Consider the following 20218-nt stretch of genomic DNA (forward strand, 5'->3'; position numbering starts at 1 on the left):
ATGCTATTGGTATTGGCGCAATGGCTGCAAGGCGACGCAAGCTATCTGCGTGTCATCAACTATCTGACGTTTCGTGCAGTGATGGCGACTATTACTGCGCTATTACTTGGGCTTATCTTTGGTCCCGTAGTAATACAAAGGCTTTCTGCTATGAATATAGGCCAAGCCGTGCGTAAAAACGGACCGCCGACACATTTAATGAAATCAGGTACTCCAACGATGGGAGGTGTGCTGATCTTGATAAGTATTGCTATGTCGACTTTGCTGTGGGGTGATTTAACAAATCGCTTCATCTGGATTGTAATGCTGGTTATGTTTTGCTTTGGCATGATCGGCTTCATTGACGATTATCGCAAGGTTATCTATAAAGACGCTCGCGGTATGTCATTGCTCGAAAAGTACTTTTGGCAATCAATAATCGGTTTATTCGCTGCCGTATATCTTGCATTTTCTGTATCTGGGATGAATAACGAAGGCATGTTCGATTTGTTTATGGTGTGGGTGCATAGTCGATTTTCAATCAGCTTGCCAGTCCAAGCAGATTTAGCGCTACCCTTTTTGAAGGGGATTAGTTATCCGCTAGGCGTCTGGGGCTTTATTATATTGACCTATTTAGTGATCGTTGGCTCGAGTAATGCAGTGAATTTGACAGATGGGTTAGATGGACTGGTAATCATGCCGGTCGTCTTAGTTTCTGCAGTACTCGGTGTATTTGCTTATGTTATTGGAAGTTCTATCTATTCAAGATACTTACTATTTTCTCACATCCCTGGCGCAGGCGAATTACTTATATTCTGCGCTGCGATAGGCGGCGCAGGACTCGCTTTCCTTTGGTATAACGCATACCCTGCTCAAGTATTTATGGGAGATGTTGGTGCTTTAGCACTTGGTAGTGCGCTTGGTACGATCGCAGTGATAGTACGCCAGGAAATTGTGTTACTTATTATGTGTGGCGTGTTCGTTGCTGAGACCATTTCAGTAATGTTACAGGTCACGTGGTTTCGTTACACGAAGTACCGTTATAGTGAAGGCCGTCGAATCTTCAAGATGGCGCCTTTGCATCATCATTTTGAGTTGTCCGGATGGACAGAGACTCAAGTTGTCGTCCGTTTTTGGATTATTACATTAATGCTATGTCTATTTAGTTTATCTACACTGAAATTGCGATAGCCAACAACCGAGAAAAAGAAACAATGTTTGGCAAGAAATTTAGAGAGAGACAGCGCCCAACGACGCTTGTTCTGGGACTCGGCGAATCGGGTCTAGCAATGGCTCGATGGTGTGTACGCTATGGTTGTCGCTTACACATAGCCGATACCCGAGCAGTGCCACCAAATCTTTTTAGATTAGCAGAGTTAGGTATCAATGCTAAATTCGTTGGTGGTGCATTTAGCCCAGCATTACTTGATGACGGTGTAGAATTAATTGGCATTAGTCCAGGTTTATCGCCGTATAGTACAGACTTAGCCGAATTAATTCGTACAGCTCGTAAGTACAGTATTGAGGTATGGGGTGAGCTCGAGTTTTTTGCGCGGTCGTTGCGGATGCTAGCAAGAAATGGCTACCAACCTAAGGTGCTCGCAATTACCGGAACGAACGGTAAGACAATAACTACATCGCTCACTGGGCTACTATGCGAACGTGCTGGTAAAAGCGTTGCAGTAGCCGGAAATATTAGTCCAGCAATACTCAACAAGATGGCTGAGGCTATTGACTCAAAAAAAATGCCCGATGTTTGGGTACTAGAGCTCTCTAGTTTTCAACTAGAGAGCTCGTACACATTTAAGCCTGACGCAGCGATTATACTCAATATTACGCAAGATCATCTAGACTGGCACAAAGGGCTAGATGCTTACATTAAGGCAAAAAGTCGGATTTTTGGGCCTTGCACGATGCGCGTTTTGAATCGCGATGATGCTCGGGTAATGGCATTCGTACCAACTAGCGATGCTACCGTTGCATATCAGACCTTTGGGCTTAATATGCCGCAGAATATTGGCGACTACGGTATCCAATACGACGGAGATATCGCTTGGCTCGTCGAAGCATGCGATAGCAATAATATATCTACTGAGTATCGTACGCCCGGGCGGCGCAAAAGCGCCGCCCGGGCGTACGATATCGTGATTAATCGACTTATACCTATAGATTCTCTACGCATCCGCGGCTTACATAACGCCTCGAATGCGATGGCCGCTGTTGCTTTAGCCAAGTCGATTGGTCTGCCAGTTTCAGCGTTACTATGTGGCTTGCGCGAGTATCGCGGGGAACCGCATCGCGTTGAATGGATTAGATCCATCGCTGGAGTCGACTATCTCGATGACAGCAAAGGTACTAACGTCGGCGCGACTGTAGCGGCGTTAGAAGGCCTTGCACAACGAATTGTATTGATCGCAGGTGGTGATGGCAAAGGGCAAAATTTTACGGCGCTGGTGCCAGCAGTCTCCCGCCACTGCCGAGCCGTGATGTTAATTGGCCGGGACGCTCCTACATTGTATGAGGCATTGGCTAATACCAGTGTCCAACTGACTCTACATTTAAGCCTGCAGTCCGCAACACGTGCTGCAGCGTCTGTTGCTCAGCCGGGGGATGCGGTGCTGCTATCTCCTGCGTGCGCGAGCTTAGACATGTTTTCCGGATATGTACAGCGCGCACAGGTATTCCGAAGAGAGATCAAGGACATCGCCGCTGAAAAAGAAGGATAATATGCGTCAAGTTCGTTGTATTCTAGAAAACCTTGCTAGATGCTATATAACGCTTCATAGCACTGCTACCACAATCCTATCACGCCCACTAAGACTAGTAGCTAGTGAGGCTGGGGACCGCCGCACGTTTAACGCGTGTATGTGCGATTATGATTACATGCTGCTCTGGGCAACGATCGCACTATTATCACTTGGTCTTGTAATGGTGTATTCGGCATCAATCGCACTGCCTAACTCAGCCAAGTATTTGGCTTATATGCCATATCACTTTCTTATTCGACATATTGCATCTCTTATAAGTGGTGCTCTCGGAGCCCTGCTGGCATTTCGAATTCCGATCAAGATTTGGAATAAGCAAGCGCTTAGGCTCTTTCTAATCGCATTACTATTGCTGGTGCTTGTACTGATTCCTTACTTAGGCAAAGGTGTAAACGGTGCTCGGCGCTGGATCTCTCTGGGTATCACGGGCATACAGCCGTCAGAAATTATGAAGCTGGCGGTAACCATTTATGCCGCTAACTATACTGTTCGAAAACAGGAATACATGCAGCAATTTATAAAGGGTTTTTTACCGATGGCGCTCTCAATTGGCGTGGTCGGTGCGATGCTGCTACTCGAGCCGGATGTAGGAGCTTTTGTGGTGATTGTAGCGATCGCGATGGGTGTGTTATTCTTAGGGGGTATAGGTGCTCGCTTATTCAGTAGTCTAGCACTAATTGTTATTGGTACTTTCTGCATTCTAGTTTGGCTCTCGCCATGGCGGCGAGAGCGCATTTTTGCATATTTAAATCCGTGGGATGACTGCTATTCTCAAGGAAAATCATATCAGCTTATTCACTCGCTTATCGCATTTGGGCGGGGCGGGTGGTTCGGGGTAGGCCTAGGAAGGGGCCTGGAGAAGCTCAACTATTTGCCTGAAGCACATACTGACTTTATTCTTGCAGTGATTGGCGAGGAGCTTGGTTTTTTCGGCGTGATAATCGTAGTACTTCTATTTTATTGGATCGTACGACGCGCGTTCGAAATCGGCCATCAGGCATGCTCACTCGATTATACTTTTGCCGGATTAGTCGCAAAAAGCATTGGCCTATGGATTGGAACGCAAACGTTTATAAATATGAGCGTGAACCTAGGTCTGTTACCGACCAAGGGATTAACGCTGCCTCTAGTCAGTTATGGTGGTTCTGGAATTTTGATCAACTGCATATCAATCGCACTTCTAATGCGCATAGATTATGAGAATAAAGCATTGATGCGCGGAGGTAAGGTATGGGCGTACGCACGCTACTTGTAATGGCGGGCGGTACCGGAGGACACATTTTTCCCGGACTAGTGGTTGCGCAGCGGATGCGCGAGAAGGGCTGGCGAGTCGTATGGCTCGGCAATCCAAATGGATTGGAAGCAACACTAGTGCCTAAGCACGACATTCCAGTCGAATTTATCCATTTTGGTGGTATACGTGGCAAGAGTGTTACTACAAAAATATGCTTACCACTAAACCTACTACGCGCGTGCTTAGAAAGTATGGCAGTGCTTCGCCGGGTGCAGCCTGACGTTGTGCTCGGTATGGGGGGGCATATCACGTTTCCAGCCGGTTTAATATCAGTGCTTGTACGCATTCCACTGGTACTGCATGAGCAAAATTCGGTGGCAGGCTTAGCTAACAGTTTGTTAGCTAAGCCTGCCAGCCGTGTGCTAGTTGCTTTTCCAGATGTGCTGCCCGGTGCGCACTGGGTCGGAAACCCAATCCGTCCGGAGCTAGCTCTACTAACCCCGCCCGAAGTGCGGTACGCAGCGCGCACTGGCCCGTTACGAATTCTAGTAATCGGTGGCAGCCTTGGTGCCGCAGCACTGAATAAAATAGTACCACGTGCTTTAGCGTTATTTGATCCATCTCGGCGGCCGTACGTTGTACATCAAGCCGGCACCAAGCATATCGAAACACTGCGCATACATTACGCGGAAGCGGGACTAGCGCAAGATAACGGTATCGAACTGGTTTCGTTCATCGAAGACATGGCGCACGCCTATGCTGAGACTGATCTCGTAATTTGTCGTGCTGGCGCGATAACCGTATCAGAAATTGCCGCTGTAGGCGTAGCGGCGCTGTTCATACCATTTCCATTCGCCGTTGATGACCATCAAACTGCAAATGCAGCATTTCTAGTTATGCATCACGCAGCGAATGTAATGCAACAAAATGAATTGTCAGCAGAGAAACTCGCAGACTGGATCGGGCAGCAGACGCGTGCTTCACTTATGAAAGTCGCAGTCTGTGCGCAGGAATTAGCTAAATGCGATGCTGCCGAATCCGTTGCACAAGTGTGTGCATCGCTCGTCACACGAGACGTAGCATCTAAATCGGATAATGCACGGTCTAGTTCGTTAGGAAAGTAATGAAACATACTATCAAGCATATCCATTTTGTTGGAATCGGCGGTGCTGGAATGGGAGGCATCGCAGAAGTGCTGCTTAACTTGGGCTACCGGGTTAGTGGCTCGGATATTAGTAGATCGGCTATTACTGAGCGGTTAATCGGACTAGGCGCTGATATCAAGCTTGGTCACAATGCGAAGTATATTAACGGCGCCGATGCAGTTGTTATCTCTACAGCGGTATGCTCCAATAACCCCGAAGTGCTTGAAGCGCGCCGCAGGCGTATTCCAATTGTTCCGAGAGCCGTTATGCTTGCTGAGCTGATGCGACTTAAACAGGGTATAGCGGTTGCCGGCACGCATGGCAAGACTACGACCACTAGTCTTATAGCCAGTATCTTAGTGGCTGGCGGACTGGATCCAACTTTCGTGATCGGAGGACATCTAATCAGCGCAGGGACAAATGCACGACTCGGCACGGGTGATCTTATAGTTGCCGAAGCAGACGAGTCAGATGCATCGTTTCTTAACCTACTTCCAGTAATAGAAGTGATTACGAATATCGATACTGACCATATGGATGCCTATGGCCATGACTTTGCTAGGCTCAAGCAAGCGTTTATTACATTTACCTATCGGTTGCCATTTTACGGAATCGCAGTGCTGTGCGTAGACGACCCGAATGTGCGTGAGATTTTACCATTCGTGTCCAGGCCGATTATTCGTTATGGATTCTCGCAAGAAGCAGACGTACGCGCAACTAAAGTGCTTGCTAAAGAGGGTCAGATGCATTTCACCGTCCATCGTGTCGATGCTCCTTCATTAGATATTCTGTTAAACCTTCCTGGCACACACAATGTACAAAATGCTCTTGCGGCTATTGCGATTGCTACTGAGTTAGAGGTAGACGATATTGATATCCAGTCAGCGCTTGCTAAATTTAAGGGCGTGAGCCGACGTTTCCAGTGTTATGGCGAAATAGAACTCACGCATGGCGGTACTTATTTACTGATTGACGATTATGGCCATCATCCAGTTGAAATGGCAGCCACAATCGCTGCAGCACGTGGTGCATTCCCGGCTCGGCGCTTAATCCTTGTATTTCAGCTACACCGCTATACGCGCACGCGTGATTGTTTTGAAGACTTTGTTAGGGTGCTTTCAACTGTTGACGCGTTAGTACTAACTGAGGTCTACGCAGCCGGTGAGATGCCTATTGTAGCTGCAGACGGCTCCGCGCTAGCTCGCGCTATTCACCTAGCTGGTTGGATTGAACCAGTGTTTGTCGATAGTATTAATAAAATTCCAGATGTGCTAGCGAAAGTAGTCGCCGACGGCGATATAGTATTGACGATGGGCGCAGGCTCAATCAGCGTCATACCATGCCAGCTTATAGGGAAGCAAAGGGTGTAATGATGCGCATGATCGATCCAAAAGAGTTTGGTAAGGTGGCGGTGCTTTATGGTGGTGAATCGTCTGAGTACAGCATATCACTGATGTCAGGACTGCTAGTCTACGAGGGACTGCGCGACGTTGGTGTCGAAGCGCACTTATTCGATCCGAAAGAGCTACCCTTATCGACACTAATAGACGAACAGTTCGTGCGCGCATTTATTGCGCTGCATGGCGGATATGGTGAAAATGGCCAGATTCAAGCGGTGCTTGATTTTTACGGGATTCACTATACAGGTCCAGGCGTTCTGGGCTCAGCTCTGAGTATGGATAAGTTCCGAACGAAATTAATCTGGCAGCAGGTCGGGATTCCAACGCCACCGTTCGACAGAGTATTACTCGGTGATGATTACGATGCGAGGGCACGGCAGATTGTCTCGAACCTTGGGTTGCCCCTATTTGTTAAGCCAGCTTCCGAGGGATCAAGTATCTCGATTATTAAGGTCAAAGTTGCCGATAACTTGCCATATGTATTAGCGAAAGCTACACAGCATGATCCAGTTGTACTAGTAGAGAAGAGCATCGAAGATGGGGGTGAATATACCGTATGTGTCGCTGGTTCACTGCAATTGCCACTAATTCGAGTCGTACCAGCCGGTGAGTTCTATGATTACCATGCAAAATATATTTCCGAAGATACTCAGTACTGTATTCCATGCGGATTGAGTAATTCAAACGAACAGTGGCTGACGGAGCTGGCGCATCGCGCGTTTGAAATCCTGGCTTGCCCCCGATGGGGGCGCGCAGATCTTATGCTTGATAGCCATGGAAACCCGTATTTTTTAGAGGTGAATACTGCTCCCGGCATGACTGCTCATTCATTGCTACCGAAAGCGGCGCATGCAGCTGGCATCTCATATGGTGAACTACTCATGAATGCACTTTCGCTTACACTGTGAAGTGATGCCTCGCTGCCGATATGTGGAACAATGTGCGCCAGCTCAACATAATTACGAGTGCATTGCATGCAGCATTACTAGCTATCGTGCTTTCCTGGGGCGGCCTGTGGCTAGTGAAAAGGCCGTCTTTTGCATTACGCGCGCTATTAATCAGCGGCGATATCAATCATATCAACCAGACAATAGTTCGAGAGAGTGTATTAGGAAATCTGCGCGGTAATTTTATAACTCTCGATCTAGATCAAGTACGTATCGCATTTGAGCAAATTCCATGGATTCATCATGTGAGCGTTCGGCGCGTGTGGCCGAATAAACTAAGGGTTACCCTTAAAGAATATAAACCACTTGGTGTATGGAACAAAAACCAGCTTGTTAGTGTCAATGGTGAAGTCTTTAATGCCAACCAAGCAGGTTCTGAGCTACCAGTGTTTACAGGTCCCCTGGAATCAGTACACACTATTGTAACCCGATATTACGATTTTAGAAAATGGTTCTATCCGCTAGGTGCAAAGCTAAAAGAAGTGACGTTATCACCGTGCTACGCCTGGACTATTAAGCTGACTAATGGCATGCAAATAGAGCTGGGACAAGAACACACCAAGGATACGCTAGCTAGCCGAGCTCAAAGGTTCGTGGTGGCCTGGCCAATAGTCACGCAGCGCTGGGGCAGCGATATCCAATATGTAGATCTACGGTATCCAAACGGATTCGCGATTCGCGCCACAGGGATCGGCTTTATTCCTAGTAACCCAAAATCGAATAAGCCGATTCTATAAAGTAATAAACAGACAACCCTCGCAATTGAGTATGCTATGAGCAAAGACTACAAGGATCTGCTAGTTGCCCTCGACATTGGGACGTCGAGGGTAGTGGCTGTTGTTGCCGAGCTAAAAGACGAAAGCCACTATGAAGTAATTGGACTTGGCCACAGCGACTCGAAAGGTCTGAAAAAGGGGGTGGTCGTTAATATTGAAGCAACAGTTCAGTCAATCCAGCGTGCGCTCGATGAGGCTGAACTTATGGCAGATTGTAAAATTACAAACGTGTTTACCGGTATTACCGGCAGCCATATCCGAAGCTTTAATTCAAGCGGTATAGTAGCGATTAAAGAAAAGGAGGTCACACAGGTCGACGTCGCGCGTGTGATTGAAACAGCGCAGGTAATTAATATTCCGACTGACCAGCAAGTGCTGCATATCCTAACGCAAGAGTTCATAATCGACGGACAGGAAGATATTCGCGAGCCAATTAGCATGAGCGGCATCCGCTTAGAAGTGAAAGTGCACATTGTGACAGGCGCTATCTCTGCGGTTCAAAACATTATTAAATGCGTGCAATTTTGTGAACTACAGGTTAATAACCTAATCTTACAGTCGCTAGCATCAAGTCTAGCTGTGCTAACAGAAGACGAGAAAGAGCTAGGTGTTGTTCTTGTTGATATCGGTAGCGGGACTACCGATATCGCGATCTTTAAAAAAGGTGCAATCCGCTATACGGCAGTGATTCCAATTGCAGGTGATCAGATTACTAGCGATATGGCCATGGCGCTATGCGCGCCAACGCCGGATGCAGAAGATATCAAGATATCCTACGGGATCGCTAAGCAGGCACTAGCTGATCCAGATGAAACAATCGAGATGCCAGGTCTAGGCGATCGTGCCCCGCGAGCTCTATCTCGCCAGGCGCTAGCAGCAGTAATTGAGGCGCGTGTAGAAGAGCTATTTTTATTAGTTCAGCAAGTTATCCGCGAGTCTGGCTATGAGGCACTGATTAGCTCTGGCGTAGTATTAACTGGTGGAGCAGCAATGATGGCTGGCATGGTTGAACTAGGCGAGAATATTTTTCTTAAACCGGTGCGTATCGGCGTACCAGAATATTCTGGTGGACTGGCAGAGGTTGTGTGCAACCCACGCTATTCGACTGCGATAGGGCTGGTAGCAAAAGGGCATTTACAGCGTATGCGCGGGCGCAATGTAGCTACACAGCCTGGTTATGTAAAACAGATATGGGCCCGGATGAGGGAGTGGTTCCTGGGTAATTTTTGAAGTTGTTTGGCAACGCACGGGTGGTGGGTGCATAGTAACGAAATTCCTTAATTATTCAGCCACCGCATAACGTAGAGCGAAGTTGCTTAATACTTGACAGAGGCATTAATGAAATTCGAAATACTAGAAACTGAAATCAATAGCACGGTTATTAAAGTTGTCGGGGTTGGTGGCGCTGGCGGCAATGCTGTTCAGCACATGATCAACCGTGGTGTGCAGGGTGTCGATTTCATCGTGATGAATACAGATGCTCAAGCACTAAATAGATCTAAGGCTCAGTCTATAATCCAACTCGGTAAGACTGGACTTGGAGCCGGAGCAAAACCTGATATGGGGTATGCTGCCGCAGAAGAAGCGCGCGAGCGGATTTCCGATGCTCTACGCGGCGCACATATGGTATTTATTACAGCGGGTATGGGCGGTGGTACGGGTACCGGTGCGGCACCTGTAGTCGCTCAAATTTCTAAGGAGATTGGAATCCTAACAGTCGGCGTTGTGAGTAAGCCATTTGAGTTTGAAGGTAGTAAACGTATGCGAACTGCCGAGGCGGGCGCACAGAATCTTGAATCGCATGTCGACTCGCTTATTGTCGTACTTAACGATAAACTATTTGACGTGATGGGTGATGATGCCGAGATGGATAAGTGTTTTCAGTGCGCTGACGACGTGTTACACAATGCAGTAGCTGGTATTGCTGAGATTATTAATGTTGATGGCCTCGTCAATGTAGACTTTGAAGATGTCAAAACCGTAATGGGAGAACAGGGTAAAGCAATGATGGGAACTGCAATGGTTTCTGGCGGAGAGCGTGCTCGGCTAGCAGCTGAACAAGCTGTAGCCAGTCCATTACTCGAGGGCGTAGACTTGTCTGGAGCGCGAGGTATGCTAGTTAACATTACATCGAGCCGCTCGCTACGTCTGTCGGAAACCCGTGAGGTAATGAATACTATTAAGAATTACGTAGCCGACGATGCAACGGTGATTTTCGGAGCAGTATACGACGATGCAATGGGTGATGCGTTACGAGTAACTGTAGTGGCGACAGGTCTTGGCCGAGGCGCTGCAAAACGGCAGACATCTGTACCAATGACGCTGCTCCGCACTGGCACAGATAATCATCTGATTTCCTCTACACCGCCTACCGACTATGGCTCGCTAGATACATCGGCTGTACGGCGCAGCTCAAGGGAAACAGCTGCATCACATGTGCAGGCATTACAAGACAAGGGTGTAGATACGTACGATATCCCGGCATTCTTGCGCAAGCAAGCCTGCTAATCATATCACTCGGATATATGGGCGTCACGTGAGTCACGCAAAGTAGAGCCCTCCAGCCAGACGCGTGAAGAAAGATGTGTTACACATGTTTCTTTCTTCTAGCTTCAGGTACTTGCTGATATAAATCCGAAATTGCGAAATATTAATTTCGCAGCTTTAAGCAGCACGCTAGTAATTTACTCAAGACACTAATTAAGTTTTTGACAAGCTTTACTGTCTGTAAATATAGTAATTTTAATGACAGTAAGTGGTTTTTAATTTAGAAAATCTGCAGCCCTGCAAATTACCTATCATATAAAGCTATAAGCATAAGGATGTCAACTAAAATAATCTCTAAAGAGTTTACATAATGTTAAAGCAGCGGACTATTAAATCGATAGTAAAGGCGGTTGGTATTGGCCTCCACTCTGGTCGCAAGGTCGAGGTGACATTAAGACCAGCTGTTGCGAATACTGGAATTGTGTTTTGTCGAACAGATTTAGCTGTACCAGTAGATATCCCAGCTAGTGTGATGTCAATTAGTGATACTCGCCTTGCTTCGGTATTAGAAAAAGACGGTGCGAGAGTATCAACGGTCGAGCACCTGATGTCAGCCTGTGCAGGGCTCGGGATCGATAATCTATATGTAGAGGTGACGGCCGAAGAAATTCCAATCATGGATGGCAGCGCATCATCATTTGTATTCCTGCTTCAGTCAGCTGGAATCGATGAACAGGCTAGTGCCAAGAGGTTTATTAAAGTCACTCAGCCTGTGGAGGTACGTGATAGCGATAAATTTGCTAGGCTAGAACCATACTTCGGTTTCAAGCTAAAGTTTACGATCGATTTTCGTCACCCGGCAGTAGATAGAACTAGACAGGAATTAGAAGTCGATTCCGCTAATATATCCTATATACGTGAGATAGCGCGTGCTCGTACATTCGGCTTCATGCACGAGGTCGAAATAATGCGAGAGTTAGGCTTGGTGCAGGGTGGAAGTATGGACAACGCTATCGTACTCGACGAATACCGTATTTTGAATAACGATGGCCTGCGCTATGATGACGAGTTTGTAAAGCATAAGATGCTAGACGCAATTGGTGACTTATATGTAGTTGGTCATCCGTTATTAGCATCATATACCGCTCATAAATCCGGTCATAGCCTAAACAATGCGCTATTATGCAAATTACTTGCTCACGCAGACGCATACGAGGTTGTTATATTTTCGGACCAGAAAGCAGCTCCACCTAGTTTTTCCTGTGATCCACAAGCTGTGTTCGCCTGACTAGAAAATAGAGTGAACTATCGAACTAATAGTCGACATTCTTTTATTATAATCGGATCCAATCAAAGCGGATATTATTAGTAGAGCGATGATGTCTAGTATATCGCTGCGCTATGCGATTGATAGCCCCCTGTAACGGCGATAATTTCAATACAGTAGCCAACTGCCTTAAACAATCCACGCCAGTCGATGAAACCTGCGTCCGCTGACTCTCTATCCTCGTAGGGGATCGCGCCTTCGGATACACTCGAATTCTAATTGCCAGCAGTGCGAAACCACGTTTCTGTAGTGTAGCTAACACTGTGGGCTCTAAATGACGTAAACGAGCGGCCAAAGCATTATGGGCCGCAAAAATGGTAAGTGCCTGATCTTTAATTGGGGGAGCATACACATGACTAGCTAGATAATTAGGCAGCATAGCTTTTAGAGCCGAGTCTAGCTCTGAAACCTGTTGTATGCCAGCTTGTAGCCTAGCTAGCTCAGCGCTGGATGATATCCATTCAGTGAGTGGTTTAAGCATAAACTACCTACCCGGAAAAAAGTGGTTTGAATAATGATTTATAGAGTTTGTGTAGAGAATTTTGGGTCGCAACTGTTTAAAAATCAATATATCTCCGCACTCTACACGATTAAGCCGCTGTGACGCACTCCGGGAGATATTGTGCTCCCTGTAGCTAACACGGATTAATACTAAACGCGCTAAGGCGGAAGTGTATTATCAGCATGATAAAATCGCACTCTTAAATTTTACTAAATATAGTTGAACCGCTATGCGCTAACGGGCCGCGCCGATTCTGCGCCGCGTATCAACTCGAGATCCCGATCTGATGACCACCGGTTTTCTGCAAAAAATATTTGGTAGTCGCAACCAGCGCCTGCTCAAACAGTATCAAAAGACCGTCTTAACGATCAATGCGATGGAGATGTGGATCGAAAAAATGACGGACAAGCAATTATGCGCAAAAACTAACGAATTTAGGCAGCGTATAGCGGCCGGGGAGTTACTTAATAGACTGCTGCCAGAGGCATTTGCGGTGTGTCGAGAAGCGAGCCGCCGTGTGCTGAAGATGAGACACTTCGACGTACAGCTCATTGGCGGTATGGCTCTACACTATGGCAAGATTGCCGAAATGCGCACTGGCGAAGGCAAGACGCTAGTAGCTACGCTAGCAGCGTATCTGAATGCACTATCGGGAAGTGGTGTGCACGTAGTAACAGTCAATGACTATCTTGCTAGGCGCGATGCAGAATGGATGGGCCAGCTTTATAAATTCCTCGGATTATCTGTTGGGATTAATCTTTTGCACATGGGATACAGCCAGAAGCGAGAAGCTTACGCGTCAGATATCACATACGGCACGAATAATGAGTTCGGATTCGACTATCTGCGCGACAACATGGTTTACGAGCTAAATGATCGAGTGCAGCGTACTTTAAATTTTGCAATTGTCGACGAAGTCGACTCAATCCTGATCGACGAAGCGCGTACGCCATTAATTATCTCTGGTCAGGCCGAGGATCACACTGAGTTATATCTTCAGATGAATACCTTGCCACTTTTTTTAGAGTGTCAGATCGGTGAGGAACGGGCTGATGGTAGCGGAGTTGAGAAATCGGGCGACTATATTCTAGACGAAAAGACCCGCTCGGTATTCCTCACTGAATCGGGCCATGAAAAAGCCGAGAGACTCCTAGCTGAATGGGATCTTCTAAGTAATAAAGAAAGTCTTTATACACCACAGAATATTGCACTGATGCATCATGTATATGCAGCACTACGTGCTCATACTTTATTCTTCCGCGATCAGCACTATGTTATACAGAACGACAAGGTGGTCATCGTTGATGAATTTACCGGACGCTTAATGCCGGGACGACGCTGGTCAGACGGCCTCCACCAGGCTATAGAGGCAAAAGAGCATGTCAAGATTCAGCCGGAAAACCAGACGCTGGCATCGATCACATTCCAGAATTACTTCCGTATGTATACTAAGCTATCTGGTATGACTGGCACGGCTGAGACTGAGGCATATGAGTTTAACGAGATTTATGGACTTGAGACTATTATAGTTCCAACGAACCGGCCATCTAGGCGAACGGATTACCAGGACCAGATTTATAAGGTTGCGAAGGAGCGATATAATGCAGTGATTCGAGATATTCAAGACTGTTACAAACGCGGGCAGCCAGTGCTTGTTGGCACCACATCAATCGAAAATTCCGAGCTATTGTCGCATCTTCTTAAAAAAATTGGGCTGCCGCACGAGGTGCTTAACGCGAAGCAGCACGCGCGCGAGGCAGCAATTGTCGCCGAAGCAGGCCGCCCAAGGCATATAACGATTGCGACCAACATGGCTGGCCGTGGAACCGATATAGTGCTCGGTGGAAATCCAGATAAGCAAGCATCACTTATCAAGGCTAATCCGTCAATAAGTGATAGCGAGAAGAAACATCGAGTCGGACAGATCTACGCAGAATGGCGGATGCTGAATGAACAGGTCAAGGCAACTGGTGGCCTGCATATTATTGGAACCGAACGGCACGAGTCGAGACGAATAGATAACCAGTTGCGCGGACGGTCTGGTCGGCAGAGTGACCCTGGTTCGTCGCGCTTCTACTTATCGCTCGAGGATCCTTTGCTGCGTATCTTTGCTGGCGACCGCGTACGCGCAATTATGAATCGGCTTAAGATGCCGGAAGGCGAGGCAATTGAGGCTCGAATGATAACGCGCTCGATCGAATCAGCGCAACGCAAGGTCGAGGCTCGTAATTTCGATATCCGCAAGCAATTACTTGAATATGATGACGTCTCTAATGAACAGCGCAAGGTAATTTATCAACAACGTAACGAATTGTTGGAAGCCCAGGAGGTTCGCGAAACAATCATTGCCATGCGGCATAGTGTGCTTACTAAGCTAGTGCGCACCTATGTGCCGTCCGGTAGTATAGAAGAACAGTGGGATATTAAAGCGCTTGAAGAAGCGTTGCGTAATGAGTGGTTGCCTGATCTTTTACTGCAAAAGATAATAAACAAGATGGATATAAGGGAAGCAGATGAGGTACTTGATGCAGTACTCTCGGAGAGTAGTAAAGTGTATGAAGCCAAGGTTATTCAGGTTGGCCGTCAGGAGTTCCGTAGTTTTGAGCGCTCAGTCATGCTTCATACTCTGGATGCACATTGGCGCGAACACCTAGCTGCACTCGAGCATCTGCGTCAGGGCATTCACTTACGTGGCTATGCACAGAAAAATCCAAAACAGGAATATAAGATTGAGGCATTCGAGCTTTTTTCGGCAATGCTGGACACAATCAAGTACGAAATAACGCATACTATAATGAATGTAAAAATTCAGACAGCAGAACAACCTAGGGATGCTTCTAAAGCATATAGAGAGCGGCGGATAGACTATTCAGGGAACACTAAATGCCGAACCGAAGATCTTATAACTGATCTAGACTCCGACACCGGTAAATCGTCGATCGCTGCATGCAACAACTCTTATCTAAAAGTTAGCCGTAATGATCGCTGCTCGTGCGGCAGTGGTAAGAAGTATAAACAGTGCCATGGGCGACTTGTATGAGGCGCTTTTTATGACTAGCGCTTTTAATTACGGCCGTCAATTTTCCACTTTATTCTACTTGATTAATCATGTATCGCCCTATATTGTACATATCTGGCTGAGCTGATGTTAATCTACTTACACCGAATCGTAAGAATGTACTAGTAATCGCTATTAATAGGGCTCAACTGTATCTAGCCGAATATTAAAGAGATGCTCAGAATATCTACAATACAAAGTCTAGGATATTAGCATACGAGGTCCAGGGCACATTCCCATAAGAGAGTTATACGGCGGAATTGCGTTAAAACCCACCACATCAGGTTCTGCCGCTCTCTTCTGAAGAGTTTCTTGTAGACCTATATACCCGATAAGAGTCTCAAGGCGGGATTACCTTAAGCTATTACGAGACTCACGTCTGTGCTAGGTGTACTGGTATATAGAGAGAGGCAAGGAAATTATGATAATAAATACGCAGCCTCAGTTTGGCTCACGGCAGCCCGAAGCTATTCGGAGGTCCAGGAAACCGGGATCAGCAAGGGCGCTCGAATTGATTAACCAAACATAGCGTGGCTATCATACTAGAATCTTCGAAACTAACTCAGCAATCATCCAGGCTGAGCTGAATTTAAGGACGTAGCTGGCTAGCTTTAGTTATATACTATTGCAACGATGTATTAAAGAATAACTCTTTCATTGTTATGGCGATTACTCGCTTAACGTTGTCGGTAATCACGCCTACGTAAAGTCCCGAATACCACGCGTTACATCATGCTTTAACTCAGCGGCGTACGAGAACTTTTAGATAATTTATTGCATGCAATAACGAGGGAGCAATAAAATTTATAACGGTGCATGTTAAATAAGGGCGAGATATTGCTAAATGTCAGCAGATACCACTCATACGACTAACCGATCGGCGTTAGTTAAAGCTGCGTTCTATACAGCCAATACAATCAAGTCGGACTCTAGCAGTAATTGGATGCGCCAGTATTTCTAATTGAGATGTAAAGAAAATAGACTGGTATTTGGATACCTGACTGGTACCAAAGACTGGTATACGCTAGGTCAGGAGATGGATGGTCTGCGCATAATTAAGCAAAGTAAAGTTATTATTCCAGCACGTTTAGAACATAGCAATGCTCAATGATACCTTCTCTGATTGCAGACATACAGGGTATGCACATACTAGATTAACTATTCACAATAAGTGTGAATAATTCATGAGACGCGCTTAGGTATCTATTAACCTCTCAAACACCCAAAAACCGATTACTATGTCTGGTACCTGTAAAATTTCGATGATCAAAGCAAAGCTTGCGTCTCTGATAAGGATCAAAATAGCACACAATGTATATTGTGATAGAGTATCTTTGCTAAAAAGCAAGAAAGAAAGTCCAGATATAAAATTATGAAGGTATCCCTGGATAGAACTTAATGCAGTTAAGACTAACAATGTCCCCCACATCCAATGCTACTCAAATCCTCTGTGCGGGCTGGCAGCATGATGTGTTGCAGATGCGTTCTGCCGCCCATACTATTGATGGACGAAAAATCACGGAGGTGGCCGTTGGTATAATGCTTCGTAAGGATAAGCGTTTCTTGCTCACGCAGCGCCCTCCCAGCAAGCCCTACGGGGGCTATTGGGAATTTCCAGGTGGCAAGCTAGGTACGGGTGAAAGTATTGAAGACGCATTAGCTCGGGAGCTACATGAAGAACTCGGTGTCTCAGTGATCAAGAGTATTCGTTGGCGGGTTCTCGAACACAATTACTCGAACGCTTGTGTGCGGTTGTTCTTCTACAAAGTGATTAAATGGAACGGTAATTTGAGCGGTCGAGAAGGACAAGCATTTATCTGGCAAACGCCGCCAATCGCAGTTGCACCACTTCTACCTGGGATGTTAATAGTAATCGATTGGCTCACTGCTTAACAGGCGATTCTCGATGCTAACAACATATTTTCCGATTTCTCATGCACCGAGATCAATTTGCTTGCAGCGCTCAGAACAAAAAGGGCAGAACAGACTTTCTATTTCCACTCTACTGTCTCGCTACAAATCGGGAAGTTAATGAAAGTTTCATAATCGAAGAGAGTTTATTATCTGTATTATAGGGTGCATAGTACCAGTTGGAATGGCACATCAACTTCAACTGTTCGAGGACGTGAGTCTCCCTCCTGCTCAGTAAAGCGTACCCATAACATATATTTGTTGGCGCTAGCCTCCGGGATAACACAGAGGTCTGGTGCTACACACACTCGCATTAATTGATAGATCCGTCTTGATAACATTTGTTGATAACTACCATGCAGCGCTATGACCTTTGTTGCCTGCCCTGATTCACGCGCAAGACGTAATATAATTACTATCGCATCGCGTAGTGGCATCAACGGTATTGCCCATCTCACAATATCTGCTCGGCGTTCTTCCGCAGTACGACGCTGCCATGCGTAATATGCTGGTAAATCGAAACGGCAAGTTGCGCCGGGAATAATAGCTCGACTTCGAATACTAGTGAGCCATTCATTATTAGCTATATTCTGTCCTGTTTTTCCTTGCATTTGTGAAAGACCGGCTAGACTTTTCTCGATTTGCGTGAGAATTATCTCTAGCGCATCCTGTTTAATCCCGGGGCTGCCTCGAAAAGATTCCAAGGTTTGGCGCTGGCGCTCGAGTTCCTTCATTAAATCCGACTTTAACTCGCTGCGACTCGTTACTTCGGTAATCTCAAAGAGTGTAGTGAGGGCAACATGATGTTCTCTCGGGTCTTCTCGCGCCAAGAAAAACGTAAAACGATCAAATAGATCTTCAAGGCGTAATAGCGTTCGGATGCGCTCGTTGAGCGGATACTCGTATAGAATCAAGCGTAAGCGCCTTTCACTTTAGAATATACAACAGCGGAAGAAATGTTAGCATTATTCTAATGCGGCCGCATCTCTGTAGCAATTGTCTAGAAATTTTGACTGTCTTAAACATTACTTAGTATGCGTCTTTGTAATGGAATACTACAGCGCGCTAGATACAAATAGAGCTGATGTAGCAATGCTATTTGAGGTAAGAGTGACCTGTTAATCTCATTAATAAGAATATCATCAGCAACGGCGAGTCGTGTCTGTCGCGTAGCCTGAGATGCAATAATGGCTTGCACTTGTTTGCACGTAAAACTATTGCGCCGTATCACGTTCGCAACCTGCGTTTGCACAGCACAATCCACCACAAGAAAGCGATCGACACGTTTGCGCCAATTTCCTTCCTCAGCCAGTAACGGCACTACACAGATTACATATGGGCCACTTATAGCTTGCATTTCGCGGTCCATCTCGATGCGGATTAGTGGATGCAGGATAGATTCAAGTAGTTGCTTTGCCTGCGCATTATTAAATACTAACTCGCGCATCTTCGTGCGGTTCATTGCTCCTTCTGTCGTGATGAAGGTGCTACCAAATTGCTCCCGAATGCTATGCATCGCTGTACCACCCGACGCAGTAACGCGATGTGCGATGAGATCGGTGTCCACGATTGGCACGCCATAGGCTGCGAAAGTATTGGCAACCGTTGTCTTGCCGCTGCCGATCCCGCCAGTGAGTCCAACTTTAAACATTGTCATCTCCTAATCAGCTGATCAAGCTGTATGTCGCTGAAAAGCGTAGGTCCTGCTAATCTAGACGGAGACGGATCCGGGTTATTCTTTTTTAAGAACATTGGCTAAAGAAGATGGTGCTAAATCTAGTCATCGACCAACAGCGCGAAATAACTAGCATGACTTATAATAGCAAGTAAGTGTCAACCTAACCATACACTTAATAGCAGCAAACCAACTGCTGGACGGCTCGCAGTAATACAACATACTTAGCCTCTACTATGATTAAAGATGTGTTTAGTACGCGATGTATATATTAATTAGCACCCCTCTAGAATAGAGGTAACGTTAGAGAATTGAGTGGAAGCTTAAGTTCGCAGATTAATAGCGCTGATTAAGAGTAGAGAAACGCGGCAGGCATTTTGCGGCGGGCTCTAGATATGCAGAGCCCGCCGCAAAATAGAAGGTCGTAAATATCATACCGGATGCCTAAATCAGTAAATAGCTCAATAGATCTATGTGCCACGCACTACACATCGACCGCGCAATGTACGTCCTAATGGCTGAATCTCTGTAATTAACGGCTGTATTGCTTCTTTAAATTTGTTCGGTTCTGGAATCTGTGGGCCGAGAGAGAATTTTTATTGAATTATGCGTATGCCGTAGTCAAGTAGTAAATGACCGGTCTATATAGAATAACTGGAGTAGTTTCCGTCTCACGGATCCTACTAATCTTAATGATGTTTAGGATCTTACCTCAGTAACGCTCGTAGGGTTATAGTTAAACCTAGGCTTGTGTAATAAGTTAATAGATACTCGTTTATCCTAGTAATTTGCAGCTAGGTATGTAGAGACGCCCGTACGGTATTCAATCCTAGTGCTATTGAATATAGATAATTGGGCAGTTCATCAAAGCCATGTAACGCAGCTGCTTTATGAAATACCGTGAATAGTAATCGACATACGGAATTTGGAAAACCTTATACTGAGGGAAATACGATGTACAATCAGCTAACCTCCCTCTCCGATAGTAATAACGCACAGCACACCTTGCTTT

15 protein-coding genes and 1 pseudogene are annotated in these 20218 nt (G+C 46.2%); 12 read left to right on the forward strand and 4 right to left on the reverse strand.

Translation table 11 applies throughout. The features are described 5' to 3' along the window. The 10 genes from mraY to lpxC all read left to right on the forward strand — a co-directional run bounded on the left by mraY (position 1) and on the right by lpxC (position 12021). Positions 1-1170, forward strand: coding sequence for a phospho-N-acetylmuramoyl-pentapeptide-transferase (gene mraY, locus KW136_RS01485; RefSeq protein ID WP_216796658.1), 1170 nt, complete (start codon positions 1-3; stop codon positions 1168-1170). A gap of 23 nt (positions 1171-1193) precedes the next feature. Then, positions 1194-2705, forward strand: coding sequence for a UDP-N-acetylmuramoyl-L-alanine--D-glutamate ligase (gene murD, locus KW136_RS01490; RefSeq protein WP_216796659.1), 1512 nt, complete (start codon positions 1194-1196; stop codon positions 2703-2705). A 1-nt stretch (position 2706) separates the two neighbouring features. Beyond that, on the forward strand, positions 2707-3999 hold the full coding sequence (gene ftsW, locus KW136_RS01495; RefSeq protein WP_216796660.1) for a putative lipid II flippase FtsW: 1293 nt from the start codon (positions 2707-2709) through the stop codon (positions 3997-3999). Continuing rightward, the gene (gene murG, locus KW136_RS01500; RefSeq protein ID WP_216796661.1) at positions 3975-5102 is read left to right on the forward strand and encodes an undecaprenyldiphospho-muramoylpentapeptide beta-N-acetylglucosaminyltransferase; all 1128 of its coding nucleotides are present in this window, start codon (positions 3975-3977) and stop codon (positions 5100-5102) included. The genes ftsW and murG overlap by 25 nt, the downstream gene beginning before the upstream one ends. Then, on the forward strand, positions 5102-6493 hold the full coding sequence (gene murC / locus KW136_RS01505; protein ID WP_216796662.1) for a UDP-N-acetylmuramate--L-alanine ligase: 1392 nt from the start codon (positions 5102-5104) through the stop codon (positions 6491-6493). The genes murG and murC overlap by 1 nt, the downstream gene beginning before the upstream one ends. A 2-nt stretch (positions 6494-6495) precedes the next feature. Further along, positions 6496-7431, forward strand: coding sequence for a D-alanine--D-alanine ligase (locus KW136_RS01510; RefSeq protein WP_216797400.1), 936 nt, complete (start codon positions 6496-6498; stop codon positions 7429-7431). Positions 7432-7451: 20 nt separating this feature from the next. Further along, the gene (locus KW136_RS01515; RefSeq protein WP_216796663.1) at positions 7452-8207 is read left to right on the forward strand and encodes a cell division protein FtsQ/DivIB; all 756 of its coding nucleotides are present in this window, start codon (positions 7452-7454) and stop codon (positions 8205-8207) included. A gap of 36 nt (positions 8208-8243) precedes the next feature. Then, positions 8244-9476, forward strand: coding sequence for a cell division protein FtsA (gene ftsA / locus KW136_RS01520; protein ID WP_216796664.1), 1233 nt, complete (start codon positions 8244-8246; stop codon positions 9474-9476). Between the two features lie 108 nt (positions 9477-9584). Next, the gene (gene ftsZ, locus KW136_RS01525) at positions 9585-10754 is read left to right on the forward strand and encodes a cell division protein FtsZ (protein WP_216796666.1); all 1170 of its coding nucleotides are present in this window, start codon (positions 9585-9587) and stop codon (positions 10752-10754) included. Positions 10755-11103: 349 nt separating this feature from the next. After that, positions 11104-12021, forward strand: a complete 918-nt coding sequence (lpxC, locus tag KW136_RS01530) for a UDP-3-O-acyl-N-acetylglucosamine deacetylase (RefSeq protein ID WP_216796668.1) — start codon at positions 11104-11106, stop codon at positions 12019-12021. A gap of 46 nt (positions 12022-12067) precedes the next feature. On the opposite strand, the gene KW136_RS01535 is transcribed toward lpxC, so the two are convergent. Then, positions 12068-12541, reverse strand: coding sequence for a DciA family protein (locus KW136_RS01535; protein WP_216796669.1), 474 nt, complete (start codon positions 12539-12541; stop codon positions 12068-12070). A gap of 307 nt (positions 12542-12848) precedes the next feature. Between KW136_RS01535 and secA the strand changes: the two genes are divergently transcribed. Together secA and KW136_RS01545 are read left to right on the forward strand one after the other, a co-directional pair. After that, positions 12849-15602, forward strand: coding sequence for a preprotein translocase subunit SecA (secA, locus tag KW136_RS01540; RefSeq protein ID WP_216796670.1), 2754 nt, complete (start codon positions 12849-12851; stop codon positions 15600-15602). Positions 15603-17099: 1497 nt separating this feature from the next. Beyond that, on the forward strand, positions 17100-17513 hold the full coding sequence (locus KW136_RS01545; RefSeq protein WP_216797402.1) for an NUDIX domain-containing protein: 414 nt from the start codon (positions 17100-17102) through the stop codon (positions 17511-17513). 42 nt (positions 17514-17555) lie between these two features. Here the strand turns inward: KW136_RS01545 and yacG are convergent. The 3 genes and pseudogenes from yacG to coaE form a co-directional block, all read right to left on the reverse strand. Further along, a pseudogene (yacG, locus tag KW136_RS04225) lies at positions 17556-17653 on the reverse strand (DNA gyrase inhibitor YacG); the annotation flags it as partial. Between the two features lie 36 nt (positions 17654-17689). Then, complete coding sequence (gene zapD, locus KW136_RS01555; protein WP_216796671.1) at positions 17690-18445, reverse strand: cell division protein ZapD; 756 nt, start codon at positions 18443-18445, stop codon at positions 17690-17692. Positions 18446-18549: 104 nt separating this feature from the next. Next, positions 18550-19182, reverse strand: a complete 633-nt coding sequence (coaE, locus tag KW136_RS01560; protein ID WP_216797405.1) for a dephospho-CoA kinase — start codon at positions 19180-19182, stop codon at positions 18550-18552. Positions 19183-20218 lie beyond the last annotated feature (1036 nt).

The sequence above is a fragment of the Candidatus Vallotiella hemipterorum genome, assembly GCF_910593725.1.
GTDB classification, from domain to species: Bacteria; Pseudomonadota; Gammaproteobacteria; order Burkholderiales; family Burkholderiaceae; genus Mycetohabitans; species Mycetohabitans hemipterorum.